11 protein-coding genes are annotated in these 14,128 nt (G+C 48.8%); 1 reads left to right on the forward strand and 10 read right to left on the reverse strand.

Annotated features, from left to right (window positions below; genetic code table 11):
• Positions 1–293: 293 nt before the first annotated feature.
• The 10 genes from AACH41_RS06280 to AACH41_RS06325 all read right to left on the reverse strand — a co-directional run bounded on the left by AACH41_RS06280 (position 294) and on the right by AACH41_RS06325 (position 12,690).
• Positions 294–2,408, reverse strand: coding sequence for a TonB-dependent receptor (locus AACH41_RS06280; RefSeq protein WP_338657480.1), 2,115 nt, complete (start codon positions 2,406–2,408; stop codon positions 294–296).
• A 64-nt stretch (positions 2,409–2,472) separates the two neighbouring features.
• The gene (locus AACH41_RS06285) at positions 2,473–2,817 is read right to left on the reverse strand and encodes a hypothetical protein (RefSeq protein WP_275354983.1); all 345 of its coding nucleotides are present in this window, start codon (positions 2,815–2,817) and stop codon (positions 2,473–2,475) included.
• Between the two features lie 101 nt (positions 2,818–2,918).
• A complete protein-coding gene (locus AACH41_RS06290; protein WP_338657481.1) occupies positions 2,919–3,623 on the reverse strand; it encodes a DUF1826 domain-containing protein in 705 nt (234 codons plus the stop codon).
• A 1-nt stretch (position 3,624) separates the two neighbouring features.
• On the reverse strand, positions 3,625–4,863 hold the full coding sequence (gene zigA / locus AACH41_RS06295; protein ID WP_338657582.1) for a zinc metallochaperone GTPase ZigA: 1,239 nt from the start codon (positions 4,861–4,863) through the stop codon (positions 3,625–3,627).
• An 11-nt stretch (positions 4,864–4,874) separates the two neighbouring features.
• Entirely contained in the window at positions 4,875–5,855 is a 981-nt protein-coding gene (locus AACH41_RS06300) for a GTP-binding protein (RefSeq protein WP_338657482.1), read from the reverse strand.
• Complete coding sequence (locus AACH41_RS06305) at positions 5,852–6,643, reverse strand: ZIP family metal transporter (protein ID WP_338657483.1); 792 nt, start codon at positions 6,641–6,643, stop codon at positions 5,852–5,854. The genes AACH41_RS06300 and AACH41_RS06305 overlap by 4 nt, the downstream gene beginning before the upstream one ends.
• Positions 6,644–6,843: 200 nt before the next feature.
• Positions 6,844–7,953 carry an aminomethyltransferase family protein gene (locus AACH41_RS06310; protein ID WP_338657484.1) on the reverse strand — a complete coding sequence of 370 codons (1,110 nt, stop codon included), beginning with the start codon at positions 7,951–7,953 and terminating at the stop codon, positions 6,844–6,846.
• Positions 7,954–8,159: 206 nt separating this feature from the next.
• Positions 8,160–9,848 carry an APC family permease gene (locus AACH41_RS06315; protein WP_338657583.1) on the reverse strand — a complete coding sequence of 563 codons (1,689 nt, stop codon included), beginning with the start codon at positions 9,846–9,848 and terminating at the stop codon, positions 8,160–8,162.
• Between the two features lie 341 nt (positions 9,849–10,189).
• Complete coding sequence (narL, locus tag AACH41_RS06320) at positions 10,190–10,828, reverse strand: two-component system response regulator NarL (RefSeq protein ID WP_049639842.1); 639 nt, start codon at positions 10,826–10,828, stop codon at positions 10,190–10,192.
• A 17-nt stretch (positions 10,829–10,845) separates the two neighbouring features.
• On the reverse strand, positions 10,846–12,690 hold the full coding sequence (locus AACH41_RS06325; protein WP_338657485.1) for a histidine kinase: 1,845 nt from the start codon (positions 12,688–12,690) through the stop codon (positions 10,846–10,848).
• 41 nt (positions 12,691–12,731) lie between these two features.
• On the opposite strand from AACH41_RS06325, the gene AACH41_RS06330 reads away from it, so the two are divergent.
• On the forward strand, positions 12,732–14,111 hold the full coding sequence (locus tag AACH41_RS06330) for a PAS domain-containing protein (RefSeq protein ID WP_338657486.1): 1,380 nt from the start codon (positions 12,732–12,734) through the stop codon (positions 14,109–14,111).
• Positions 14,112–14,128: the final 17 nt, after the last annotated feature.

Here is a 14,128-nt window from a genome sequence, read left to right on the forward strand (position 1 = left end):
TCATCAATCTGGTTCAGTGTGTTCTCTTTGTGCCTCATCTCACACGGTGGCTGAGGCAATATGTTTTATTTTTATTGGGCTAAAGCTGTTAAATAAGAATGATTGTAAAGTGATCTATGCGACTTCTCCGTAAAAAAAACAATGTCTGGTGTAGAAAAAACACACAGCAGCCTGGTTGTGGGCGCTTGTTGTGATGGACTGTCACTTTTTTGATCCTTCAATCGGGGAATGGACCGCCGATTAACCGATGATCAGAGATCCTTGGTCCATCACATGATTAGCGTTGCAGCAGATTAAAAGTATTTATTCAGACCAATAAACACCCCTCTGCGTGGCCCAAATTGTGGCGCATCAATGCCAATGCCCGAGCCATCCCGTAATTCATACTTTTTATCAAACAGGTTGATGATGGCCAGCCTGGTTTCCAGCTTGCCGAGGGTGCCTGCGTTGATCATGGTGCTGGCCCCCAGGTTAACCTGCGTGTAGGCGGGCATGTGTTCGGTATTGGCGAAGCCACGGCGCAGGCCGCTGCCAAAGAACGCATCGGCGCTGAGTTGATAGCCTTGCCATAAATAACCGACGCCGGCGGACGCGGTGTAGCGCTGGTCATGGTCGGTATGCACCCAATGATTGGCGGTATAGTCCAGCTCATCTTGCTCAAAGTTATATTGTGCAGAGACGACTTTCTTTGCCAGGCTCATCGAGCGTGAGAGGTTGGCATAGGCAGAGAAGGCTTCGTCTTTATAACTCGCCGTTAATTCAAAGCCATAAATTCTGCCTTTGTCATAGTTAAAAGGCGTGTAGACCAAGGCTTCACCAAAGCGACCCTCATCAATCAGGTCCTGGACAATTTTGTAGTAGCTGTCGAAGCCCACGGTGAGTTTGGGCGTTAACTGGTGACTGACGCCGACGTCAAAATAATGTGAGCGCTCGGGTTTGACTGCGCCATTGAGGTCACTGGACGCAGCATTGGTGGTATTGCTGAATAAGGCCAGTGTTTTAGTGCCGACCAACTCCGTCGGAGGCGGTGTAAAGTATCTTGAGTAGGCAGCATGGAAGGTGGTTTCAGGCGTGGCATTCCATACCAGGCCCAGGCGTGGGCTGAGTTGGCCGCCGCTGACATAGGCATTCATTTTGTCGGCTCGCACGCCATAGTTCATCACCAGGCTGTTGTTGATTTTCCATTCGTCCTGCAAGTAAAGCGCCAGCAAGGTGTTACCGTTTTTGTGATTGTTATCAACAATGGTGGCCTGGGTGTTGGTCGTCGTGCCGCCCGAGGTCAGGAACACATTGGCGGTATTGTCGCTGGTGATATCTTCGGTGCTGGTAAACATCCCCATGCGGATGGTGTGGCTATCGCCCCAGTGATAGCTGCCATCGGCTTGCAAGCCATTGCTCATGCTGTCTCTAAACACGCGCGAGGCCACGCCATTAAAGGCCAAGCCCCCAGTGATATCCGGCGTATAAGTGGTGCTGGTATAGCGTGTGAACAGTGAAACCTGGTAATCGAAATCAGGGCCAATGGAGCTCTGCACGGCCAGTATGCCGTACTGGTTACGCTCGTTCTGATGATCTCTCAGGCTGGAGGAGTTATAGCCAGACAAGCCTAAGGCAGAGAGATAGTCGCTGTTGGCCGCCTGCGCCGGGTTATTAGGGATTTGAAAATTGCCATAGTAAGAGCCCAGCATCGCCACAATTTGCGTTTCCGGATTCAGCAAGTACGACATGTAGGCGAAGCCTTTGGTTTGCTGGGTATTATCATGAATCGGGTTGTAGCTATCGGTGGTATTTTCGATGCCGCGATTATTGGAGAGATAAGAACCCGTGACATAGTAACTGAAGTCACCCGTGGAATTGTGCATTTGAATACTGGGGTTGACGGTGTCGCTGGTGCCACCATAAAAGCCAACATTGCCGCCTGGTTTAAAATTTTTCTTGGTCTCAATCTCAATCACCCCGGCCGTTCTGTAGCCATACTGCGCAGGCAAAGCGCCGGTGAGCAGATTGATTTTATCGGCAAAGCGCGTATCCAGAATCTGACCAAAACCATTGATGCCCTCCGGCAGAATCACGCCGTTAATCCGGTATTGGATATTGCCGTGATCGCCACGGATATGCAGTTGCCCATAAGAGTCATTAGCGACGCCAGGGGCGCGTAACAAAATCTGGTTAAAGCTGTTGTTTTCACCGCCTGGAATATTGCTGATATCTTTCTGGTCAAAGCGATATATGCTGCCGCCCGTGGCGGGTGACAGGCTATTACGGATTTTGCTGAACCGTTCTGCAGTCACTTGCACGCTATCGAGCTCGAGTGCGCTTTCATCCACCGGTTCTGCCAGTACAGAGATTGCAGGGTAGCTGGCAAACAGGCCGCCCACCGCTACAGAAATGATGCGTTTGATCTTCATAAAGTTGTCCTCTTGGCCTCACACTGAGGCCTTTTTCGTCTGGTTGTGTTGGGGTTGTCAGGGCTCAAACGAAAAGAGGTGGTGCGCGCGCAGCGTAGCGACGATAGGACGGTTTGGTATGTAAAACGGTATGGCTGGTTTGGGCTGATGTGACGAGGTCTGGTGCATGTAGCAGTAGCGGACGTCCTGGCAGCAGCGTGTCAGGGAGATTGTCCAGGCACAGGCATTCTTCACACAGATTGTCCTGGCTGGTTTTGTCATGCTTGAGGGTGTGATTAATCTCTTCAGACAGGTGAGAGATGGCGTGCGCAATCGCATGCTGCTGCGCAAATACAAAAAACAGCAAGACTGCCAGCAGGGCGCCTAGCAGCCATTGATTGAGTCGGGTCCGTATGTAGTGATTTAGCATGCAGTCTGGCGATTAAAAAACCTGCGATGAGCGCGTCCGCTATCTAGCCATGTTCTGATGACACACTCATGAATCGGGCAAGTTATTTTCATCACAGCGCGTTAATCCCTGATGGCATCCAGCGCGAGTACGACGCGTGTCTGCCCCTCTGGCACCACAGGCGAACGATGAATGGCGCCGCCTACGGTGTTCCCTTGCCACTGACTACCTTTGAGCAATACGATATCAAAGGCGTCTGCCTGTCTGATGCCACGCGCATCGAGTACCACGCCTGCACGCTGTTGGTTGTTGAGTCCTGGCGGGTTTAAGTGACTGCGGTGCTTTAAATAACTGCGGTCGGCAAATGCTTCCTCCAGCCATTCGGTGCCTGGCCCCATGTAGGTACACAGCAGCCGAATTCCGGTATGGTCAACATGAAATTGCGGGCACATGGCTTTTTGCAATACTTCCAGTCGCAGGCCCACGGTCTGGCAATCCAGCAGCTCGGCAAACACCGTTACCAATTGTGCCAGCTCTTGAATAAACACTTCGCGGCCCGGCTGTGCTGGCAACGGCAAAGTACACAACTGTGGCGCAAGTGCGGGCTGCAATGAAATCACGTTGCGCAGTCCAGGCGCCAAGCTGCGCGCTGCCAGCTGCAGGTAGTCGCTGATTGCAGTTTGCGCCTCACGGCGTACGAGACAGACTTGCTGCTCGGGCTCAAAGATCGGCAGCATTTGCAGTGGGTTAAAGGTCAACGGCTCGCTTGCTGGTGTCAGCGCAGGTGCAAGTGAAGCAGTTTGAGGGGAGCTGGCAACCGACAACATGCTAGACACTTTCCAATATCTGCATATCGTCGTTGGTTTCAACGGTTTCTTCTACCGCCCAGTGGGGGAATGGATCCTCAAACTTGCGCCAGGCCTCCATGCCCAATGCCAGCTCGCTTTCTGTCAGCAGGCAGGCATCAAATTTTGCCGTTAGCGCCGCTTTATCCATCTCCATGCCGATGATGACCAGTTCCTGCTGGCGATCGCCGTAAGGCGATTGCATGCGTGAGCGGATGTGCTGCAGGCTGTCTGCATCCTGCGGCCAATACTTGGCCGGCGTTGCCGCCCACCAGATGCCCGCCAGCTCGGTGCGCGTGACCGCACCCGCTTGCGACCACATGGCACAAAACTCGGGGCGCGAGGCAATCCAGTAGCGGCCTTTGGAGCGGATCACGCCTGGCCATTCGCTATTGAGCCATTGCCACAAGCGTTGTGGATGAAACGGGGTGCGTGAACGGTAAACAAAGCTAGAAATACCGTATTCCTCGGTTTCTGGCACATGTTCGCCACGCAGCTCCTGCAGCCAACCAGGCGCTTCTGCAGCCTGGTCGAAGTCAAACAGGCCGGTATGCATGATACGGTCCAGCGGCACCTTGCCAAAGCTGCTGTGCAGGATCTGTGCACGCGGGTTAAGCGTTTTGAGGATACCTTCCAGCCGGGCGATTTCCTCCAGCGTCATCAAGTCGGTTTTGTTCAATACCAGCACATCGCAAAACTCAATCTGGTCTACCAGCAGGTCAACCACGGTGCGTTCATCTTCTTCGCCCAGCGACTCTCCTCTGTCGGTCAGGCTTTCCTGCGAGCTATAGTCCTTGAGAAAGTTATAGCCATCCACCACCGTGACCATGGTATCCAGTTGCGCCACGTCCGCCAGAGAAACGCCTTCTTCATCGGCAAAGGTGAAGGTTTCAGCAATCGGCAAGGGCTCTGAGATACCGGTGGTTTCAATCAGCAGGTAATCAAAGCGGTTTTCCTTGGCCAGGCGAGTGATCTCCACAAGCAAGTCTTCTCGCAAGGTGCAGCAGATGCAGCCATTGCTCATTTCCACCAGTTTTTCTTCCTGGCGTGACAGCTCAGCCCCGCCGTCGCGCACCAGTTGGGCGTCAATATTGACTTCAGACATGTCGTTGACGATGACGGCAACCCGCTTGCCTTCGCGGTTATTGAGCACATGGTTGAGCAGCGTGGTTTTACCCGCACCCAGAAAGCCAGAAAGTACGGTCACCGGAAGTTTTTTGATGGCAGAAGTGCTTAAACCAGACATAAATGTAGTCCTTCGTTAAAGTAGTCTTGAGGGAGGTCCGTACCGATAAACACCAGCGTGGACACTTTGCGCTCATCAGGCTGCCACTGTGTGGTGTGGTCACCACTCATGAGCATGTGAACGCCTTGAAAAACAATGCGCTGCGGATCGTTGTGGGCATGGATAATGCCTTTGTAGCGTAGCAACTGCGGGCCGTAATCGGCGATGATGGATTCGAGAAAGGTTTCCAGCTTTTCCAGATTAAATGGCCGTTCGCTGCTAAATACGAACGAAGTCACATCGTCATCGTGCGCATGGCTGACGTCACGCAAGAAGTCCGGCTCAATTTGCAGGATGGCATCCAGCGAAAAACCATCAATATCCAGAATCTGTCTGAGGTCAGTCTGGCCAAAGTGCACGCTGTGAATCGGGGCTCTCAAGTTGATGTTGTTCAGCCTTGCCGTGAGGACGCTCACTGCCTCTGGCGTGACCAGATCCGTTTTTGATAGCAGAATACGATCGGCAAATCCGACTTGTTCTTGTGCCTCGTGGTGCGCATCCAGTTGCTGCATGGCATGCACTGCATCAACCACCGTGATAATCGCATCTAGATGATAGCTGGCATAGACGTCATCTTCGACAAAAAAGGTTTGTGCGACTGGGGCCGGGTCGGCCAGGCCTGTGGTTTCGATAATCACGCGGTCAAAGTTAATTTCCTGCGCTGCACGTTTTTGCGCAAGATCGCCCAGTATGCGTACCAGATCACCACGCACGGTGCAGCAAATGCAGCCGTTGTTCATTTCCACGATTTGCTCGTCCCCATGAAGCAGCAGCTCACCATCGATACCGGCCTCGCCAAATTCATTTTCAATCACGGCTATGCGCTGGCCGTGTTGCTCCTGCAGTATGCGGTTGAGCAGGGTGGTTTTACCCGCGCCGAGAAAGCCAGTTAAAATCGTCACCGGGATTTTTGCGTTGCCTGCTGTCATGTGCTGCTCCAAACATCGACAATATGTTGCTGGATAAAGGGTGAAAGCCAAGCCACGCCAAGGCCACAAGCAATCAACAGGCATTGCACTAGTAAATCCTGCGGGCGATATTGCGTTTGCAGCGTTGGCACTAAGTCTGCCAGGGCGATGTAGATAAAACTGGCGGCGGCCAGTAACAAGGCGTACGGAATCAGCGGCGCAATATGCGTAAAACTCAACCAGCCAACCAAACCACCGACAATCATGGCTGAACCCGAAAGCATATTAAGCAGGAGCGCACGGGGTTTACTCAAGCCAGCATTGATCAACACCATAAAATCTGAAATCTCTTGCGGGATTTCATGCGCGACAATCGCAAATGCCGTCACCCAGCCCAACTTGATATCTGTCAGAAAACTGGCTGCCAGCAAGATGCCATCGACAAAATTATGGATACCGTCGCCCAGCAAAATAATGGCCACCTGGCCGCCAGACTGCTTTTCTACAGGATGAGTAGCAACAGGTGCAGCGTCCGCATGATGGAAATGCCGCCACAATGCCAGCTTCTCCAGAATGAAAAATAGCAACATGCCTGCAACTAGCATCCAGCCCGCGTTGGTGAGGTTAATGCCTTGATTCAAGGCTTCCGGTAATAAATCCGTGAAAGCAAACCCGAGCAGTACACCCACGGCAAATGCCACCATGCGCCGCGCATGATTGGCGAACAGGGTATTTGATAACCAGCCGGCGATCAGTACCGAAACCACACCACCTACGGTACAGGCCAGCATTAAACTGGGGAATAACATGCTTGAACTTTAAAATGCAATTTTGTTGCATTTTAAAGGGTGGGGGATTTAATTGCAACAATGTTGCAATTTTGTGTGTAAAAAAAGCAGGCATCCCATTCATAGGCGCCTGCTACTTACGCAATACGTATTTTTACGATCTCATCATCGTTAGATGCGCATGCAACATCGACAGCCTGATATCGCACGCGCTATCGTCATCAAGCGTGCGTCCTTAGTCTCATAGGATCATAAAAGGGGGTAGGGGCCACATAGGCTGACACTCTTTGATGGCTGCACACCACTTCTACTGCCGTTCCAATCGCTGTGTATTCTGGCTTTAAATGCACCATGGCTAAAGACTGCATTAAATAATTGCTAAAGGAGGCACTGGTGACGACACCGATCTCTACCCCATCTTTGACTATTTTTGCGCCAGCCTCAACACTCGTGGGTGATTTGCAGATTAAACCAGCTTGTTTCACCCGCTCTTTGCCTTTAGACGCCAATACAGCCGCTTTGCCGATGTAGTCTCCCTTTTTATCAAGGTCCACGCCCCAGCCCATATTGATTTCCCATGGTGTGGTATCACCTTCAGGCATTTCGAATGGAAAAAACAAGAGCGCTGCTTCAATGCGCGTTAACTCTAGCGAGTTCCAGGAGGCTGGGATCGCGCCCAAAGGCTTGCCAACCTCTAAAATCTTATCCCATAGCTCAATGGCATCTTGCCCTTTACAATAGACTTCGTATCCACGCTCTCCTGAATAACCACCGCGGGCAATGACAACATTTTTACCAAATAGACTGGTGGGCTTGTGCTTAAAATAATCCAAGCTTGCCAGGTCAAAATCGATGACATGCGGTGCTAATATCGCTAAGGACTGAGGGCCTTGTAAAGATAAAATATGCGCATCAAGATCGGGCGCGATGGTCACGTCTTTGCCAGCCGCAAGCATTTTTAAGTTTTCCGGTGTTTTGCCTGAGCCGTGGGAGAGTCGAAAGCTGTTTGTATTGTCTCTGATAATCATGATGTCATCACAAATTGCACCGGATTCATCCGTTTCTGCAGCCAGGACACTGTGGCCGGGTTCGAGTTTGGTGATGTCCTTAGCCACCAGCCTATCAAGGACCTTTTCTGCATCTGGGCCATCCACATTGATGATGTTTAAGCCAGACACGTCGTATAAGCCGGCGCGACTCCTCACCGCGACAACTTCATCATTGACATCCGTGTGATAGCTCCAAGGAATAGGCATCTCATTCCATGTGTCGCCATCTAAATTTGACCCTAATTCCCGGTGTCGAATATTGAGTATTGAGTTTCTGGACATGATGACTTTTCTCCCATTAAATTGATGATTCGGAATACTATAAAAATAAAGATTTGTTCAACACTCTCTTTAGGATGTACTACTTAAGAAGTAAAGTTGTCTTCAAGTGACACCTTCAAAAGTTGAGATCACCCAGAGCAAGGATTAAAAAAGGGTGAGCAATCAAACTTGCTCACCCTTGGTTGGGCCACGCATCCCAGTTTGAACTAAATGCTATGCAGCCAGAAGACAATGAAGACGCCCACCAGCAACGCTATATAAGGGAGCACGCCAGCGCGGTTCATGACGCCATCCTTTGCATTGTCTAGTTGCATATCTTCTAGCATGGCTGATGGAAATACACCTTTATCCTGGATGAAGTGTCGGTAAATAAAAACCGGCACAATCAAGGTTGCAAAAAACAGTCCAGCATTGAGGGTGCCTGCCCCCCAGACGTCAGCGCCTAATCCCATCAATCCCAAGTTAACAAAACCGAGCAAGCCGCCTAGAAGCAGTAGGATAGTAGGTGCTTTGTATGGACGGTCCCAGTTCGGTCTGTCCATGCGATGTATCCAGCCGGAATTCAGATTGAGGAAGTTAAAAATGATGTAACCAACATTGGATGCAGCCAATACAAACACATAGTCTGACATCAGCAATAACAGCAGGTTGAAACACAAATCTGTCCACATCGCTTTGGTAGGCGCGCCATGCTCATTGACTTGAGACAAGTATTTGGGCAGCCAGCCATCGACAGAGGCTTGATAAAGCGTACGAGAAGAACCGGCCATGGAGGTCATGATCGAGAGCAAAAGCGCCAAAACCAGCATAATCACCAATACTGTCACAATCAGCTTGGAGCCGCCCAACATACTCGACAACACCCCGGCAACGCCCATGCCACTGTAAATGTCTGGTGCCAACATCCCATCGTATACTGCGCCAGTCGTTACGTTACCCGCGGCATCTGTCACCGCTGGCGTCACCAAATGGCCTAAGCCTAAATGCGCCTGAAAAGCGATGGGCACCAGTGTGTACACCGCAATACACAGCAAACCTGAGTAGAAAATGGCCTTAAAAGTATCTGTTTTAGGGTTCTTGAATTCTCGTGTGTAACAGACGGCGGTTTCAAAAGCATACGTTGACCAGGCAGCAATAAACAAGCCAGCCGCCATTAATTTCCAGCCTTCAATATTCCAAATACCATCAATCACATTCCCGGCTGTGTCATAACTTAAAGGTGCCAAGGGAAAGAAATTCGCCATAGGCATGTCGCCGGTGAGAATAGGCACCAAGCCTATGAGCATGAGTGGAATTAAAGCGGTGACACCCAGGATCATGGTTGCTTTGGCAGAACGTAAAATACCACCGTGCTGTATCGAAAACACTGTCAGTAAAACGGCAGCCCCGAGAATAAAGGTTGCGTTAATTCTCAGGCTTAAGCCAGCTTTAATGGCACTCAAGTCCATGAGAGTAATTTGCCAGGTGTTGATGGCGGCATCAGGGGAAAATAAGGCACTTAAAATGTAGCCTGCAGCGAGTCCAGAGCCGATCGCCAATACTGGAGACCACGCGAACCAGTTACACCACACTGAGACTGGCGCGATAAACTTGCTGTATCTTACCCATGCAACCGCGCCATATACCGAAGCACCGCCAGACTTATGTGGAAACAAGCCTGCAATTTCTGCATACGTAAATGCTTGAATAAAACCAAATGTGATAGAAATGGCCCATACCAACCAAGCTGGTTTGCCTACCGTTGCCGAAATGGCGCCCATAGAAAACAATACAAGCGCTGGCACGCCACTAGCAACCCAAAAGGCACCTTGCCAACCAATCTTGCGATGCAGCGTGTGCTTGCTTTCAGCACCACCTGCGAAGCCGACTTGAGATATATCAATCGAAGAATTTATACTCACCTTATTTTCCCTTCCCTAAAAGCCTTCTTTTTTTCACCTATCTACTGATTTCAAGAAAGGCTAATAAGAAGATCAACGTTCAATGACAATCAGATATCAACTGCACATGGGATCAACTCAATACATCCACAATGGAATCTATTTTGATGATTTGCAGCTGTTTACTAAATTCTCACTACGGATTACTCCTTAAGGGGTAGCTGGAGAAGATTTCAAAGGAGCGTTGGAGGGGGGAGGTGTTGATAGGCGCGTATGCGTGACCTTGCGCCTACGCACAATTTGAAAAGGCCTTTTTGCTGAGCGCTAAAAAGGCACGAGGTCTGAGCTAGTACACCTTATTTTTGATTGTGTGCCCAGACTGCGGCTTCTAAGCGGCTACTTAGTTTAAGTTTGCTCAGTAAATGTTTGATATGCACTTTCACGGTGGTGTCGCTAATGCCAAGTTTGCGGGCAATGGTTTTGTTATTGAGCCCGTCACTGAGACATTGCAATATTTCTCTTTCACGCTCAGTGAGCGAAGCCTGCTCATCTTTACGTTGAGGTTTGGGCTCTAAAAGGGCTGTTCTAAGCACTTCAGTGAGTGTGTCTTGAATAATCGTCATGCCATTAGCGACTTTTTTTAAGTTGGCACAGAGGTCTTCCGGCTCCATGTCTTTTAACAAGTAGCCATCAGCACCTGCGCGCAAGGCCTCTAATAAATCGTCTTCAGCATCTGACACCGTCAGCACCACATATTTGGCAGTGAGATCTAACGCTTTAAATTGGCGTAAGGTCTCTATGCCATTCATTCCTTTCATGTTGAGGTCTATCAACACAATGTCTGGTTTAAAGCCAATGGCAGTATCCAAACCCTCTTGCCCTGAGGCGGCCTCACCGATCACTTTGAATGCAGGGTCTGCATCTATGATTTGTCCTACCCCTTTGCGGAAGAGGGCGTGATCATCGATCAAGAACACTTTGTATTGGGTCTGCATCATTTTTAAATGTCTTTCTATGATTGAGGCAACTGTGGCGTAAAAATCAAGCGCACTCGCGTGCCCCCTTGTTTGCGTCTGAGAACCGCAACATTTCCGCCCAGGCTTTCTGCCCGCTCTTGCATGATGCTCTGTCCATAATGGCCAGACGCTTCAGTGGCGGTGTAGCCAATACCATCATCATCAACGATGATAATGATGGTTCCACTACTTTGAAAATTAAGTGAGATTTCAACTCTACTTGCGTTTGCATGGCGCACTACGTTGGAGAGTGCCTCACGCAATACATGTAAAATATGAAACTCTTCATTGACAGTCAAGCGACAGTTTATCAGACGATTATCCAGGGAAATGGATAGGTTGGAGCGCTGGCTAAATTCATCAATGGCAGTTTGAATTGCCGAATTCAATCCCCGCACATCCATATGTACGCGGAAGGTTGCCAATAACTCGCGTAGCTCACGATAAGCCGTATTCAAGCCATCGCGCAATTCGTTGACAATGCCGCGAAATTCATTTGTCTCTAATTGGTTGTCGCTTGCACTTTGCAGTCGCGAAATTTGAATTTTCATGAAGGACAATGATTGCGCCAAAGAGTCGTGCAATTCACGGGCAATGGCCGCACGCTCTTCTAACAATGCCAGACGCCGACCCTCTTGCTCCCGCCCTTGGAAACCCATCACCATAGAAAGTAAATGGGCCGTCAGTTCGATCAACTGCGTTTCTGTTTCATCAAACACATGCTCAAGATCCGCCTCGACCTGTAACACGCCCAATGCCCCAGTGGGGGTGACGAAGCCGACCGCAATGCATTGAAATCCATTGTCATGTGACGAATTGTCATTGGTACAGAATCTCACCAGATTCGTTGTGGTGAGATCTTCTAAAATGGCGTCACTGAGTTTTTCTGGTTTGTGATTGGAGAATAAAACGCGCTCTGTTGAAATGCCCAAGTCATTTTCTGTAAAAATGAGAGAAACATTTAAAATGTTTAAGGCCTTTTCCAGCGAGAATAAACTTTTGCGTAAGACCGTTTCGCTTAATAAAGTGTTGTTGATAGATTCTACAAATTCATGCAGAAAGTCTTGTGATCTAATTAATCGACGCAGGCGTTCACTGCTATTTTGATTGAACCATTCGTTTTCTGCTTTAAACCCTTCTAGTCTTGCCGAGGTTTCGTAAACCAGGCGTTCAATTTTGACAAACTCATCTTCATCCTGCTCGCGCTGTTCATTTTGTGCGTCTTGACCAGCAAAGCCGACTAGCGTATCCATTCGATCAACCAGCAGCTTCCTGGCTCTAAACGCGATGGTGATCAAGCAACTGATGGCTAAATAAATGCTGACCAGCTGCAGCAGTGAAATCACTGATTGCTTTGCCTCGACCTCTTGCAACAATAGCGCGACAAATTGCTCATAGCTTGAGATTAAAGTCTGAACCGTGAGTCGTTGCGATGTGATCTGCTCTTGTTGAAAATTAGTGTCACTGATTTTTTCTCTTGCTTCTCTAAGTTTCTGTAACAGTTGATTGACTTGAGTGGCATCATGGTTGTTAATCTGTGCCACCATCTTGCCGAGATCAAAGCGTAAATGGGGATCGGCCTTAAGGATTGCTTCGGTCAATTTCTCGGGCGCTTCTCCGATGGCGGTGTCAGAAAAATGTTGCCAGAAAATCTGCTCTTTGGTGATGTCTTGAATGACTTTTTGATTATTAGCAGTGTAGTCGAGCAAAAAAAGAGAGCCAGCCTGCATGAGTATCAAGCTGGAAGTAATACAAAAAATTAATATGATAAGCTTTGCATACAATGTGTGTATTGTCAGATCTTTGATGCTTTTGATCAGGTTTGCAAATTGAATGCTCAAGGATGACTCCGGAATTGAAATTTCCCGCGAAAGGCGCTTAGATGAGTTTGTTTGTTTTTAGCACACTAATATTGAGTGTCATTTTTTTTATCGTCTTTAACGCATGGTGGGTATCTGGCGCCTCATTTAACACGCATTTATCTGCATTGATGATCGCTGCAACCACCGCATTGACTTCCTTGTTGTTGATTGCAATCTACCCCATCTTTCGTAAACATTATACGCGTCATCCCAAGCCATCGATGGATCATAGCGTGACTTGGGCCAACGATGTGTCTAGCAATCTTTCTACGCCTGCCGCAGTCATTGATGGCTACATTGTTAAGTTTGCGAACAAAGCATTTCTGATGGAAATTGGCATGTTAAGCATGCAGGAGCAAGTGGTCGGGATGCCGCTGACCAATATTATTCATCCTGGCGACCATCAGCTGCTGGCTTCTCTATTTGCAAAGACAACGGCGACACAAGATAAAAAGAATCACTTACGCATTCGTATGCTCTGCCTGGATGGCAGCATTTTACCGGCACACGTCTCCGTTTCACCCATACAAGAAGACAGTCGATCTGTGGTCAATTTACTCCAATTCTCTTCAAGCCTTTCACAAAAGATGGTGGAATCCAGTGAGCTTGAAAACTCAATACATGAGCAACTCATCAATCACATAGAACAAATTGTGTTTTATCTTAAAGTGAATCAAGAAATCATATACTTAAACCATTCTTGGGAATCAATGTTAGGTTACAAAGTACAAGAATGTCTCAATAAAACCTTACTTACTTTTGTGCATCCAGAAGATAAAGCGTTGGCTGAGGCGAGAATTACTTCTCTGATTCAAGGAAAGCGCAATAAAACCGTTGTCGAGTTTCGTCTGATTGCCAGAAATGGCGATTCTCATTGGGTGGAGTTGCGTGCGAAAAACACCACCGCATACAAAGGCGAACGATCCAGCATCATCGGCACCCTGACCGATATCAGCCAAATGAAGCTCACGGAGTCTACCAAAAGAAGCCATCGGCATCTGCTTAATGCGCTCATCAACAATACGCCTGGCATGATTTATCGTTGTAAAAATGATAAAAACTGGAGCTTTGAATTTGTCAGTGAAGGCGCGGTTGACATTACGGGTTACGAGCCGTATGAAATGATAGGCAACCCCAACTTTTCCTATGCCCAGATTATTCATCCTGAGGACCGCAATATCGCCTGGGATCATGTGCAAGAGAAAATCAGGCATCAACAAAAATTCCAATTACTTTATCGTATTTATACGCGTTCTGGCGCGGTTAAATGGGTACTAGAGCAGGGTAAAGGGGTATTTTCAAGTGCTGGAGAGTTGTTAGCACTTGAAGGCTTCATTACCGACGTGGCTCAAGAGGATGGGTCGCAGGCCATACAGCGCTTACAAAAGTATTTCATGTGATTTTCAAGATAGAGGGT

Source organism: Methylophilus sp. DW102 (genome assembly GCF_037076555.1).
Classification (GTDB): domain Bacteria; phylum Pseudomonadota; class Gammaproteobacteria; order Burkholderiales; family Methylophilaceae; genus Methylophilus; species Methylophilus glucosoxydans.

What these genes read in the sequence shown, in the direction of transcription:
- narL (WP_049639842.1), bottom strand. Translation starts at nt 10,828, where the DNA reads ATGCAGACCCAATACAAAGTGTTCTTGATCGATGATCACGCCCTCTTC.
- AACH41_RS06280 (WP_338657480.1), bottom strand. Translation starts at nt 2,408, where the DNA reads ATGAAGATCAAACGCATCATTTCTGTAGCGGTGGGCGGCCTGTTTGCC.
- AACH41_RS06310 (WP_338657484.1), bottom strand. Translation starts at nt 7,953, where the DNA reads ATGTCCAGAAACTCAATACTCAATATTCGACACCGGGAATTAGGGTCA.
- AACH41_RS06290 (WP_338657481.1), bottom strand. Translation starts at nt 3,623, where the DNA reads ATGTTGTCGGTTGCCAGCTCCCCTCAAACTGCTTCACTTGCACCTGCG.
- AACH41_RS06330 (WP_338657486.1), top strand. Translation starts at nt 12,732, where the DNA reads ATGAGTTTGTTTGTTTTTAGCACACTAATATTGAGTGTCATTTTTTTT.
- AACH41_RS06300 (WP_338657482.1), bottom strand. Translation starts at nt 5,855, where the DNA reads ATGACAGCAGGCAACGCAAAAATCCCGGTGACGATTTTAACTGGCTTT.
- AACH41_RS06285 (WP_275354983.1), bottom strand. Translation starts at nt 2,817, where the DNA reads ATGCTAAATCACTACATACGGACCCGACTCAATCAATGGCTGCTAGGC.
- AACH41_RS06305 (WP_338657483.1), bottom strand. Translation starts at nt 6,643, where the DNA reads ATGTTATTCCCCAGTTTAATGCTGGCCTGTACCGTAGGTGGTGTGGTT.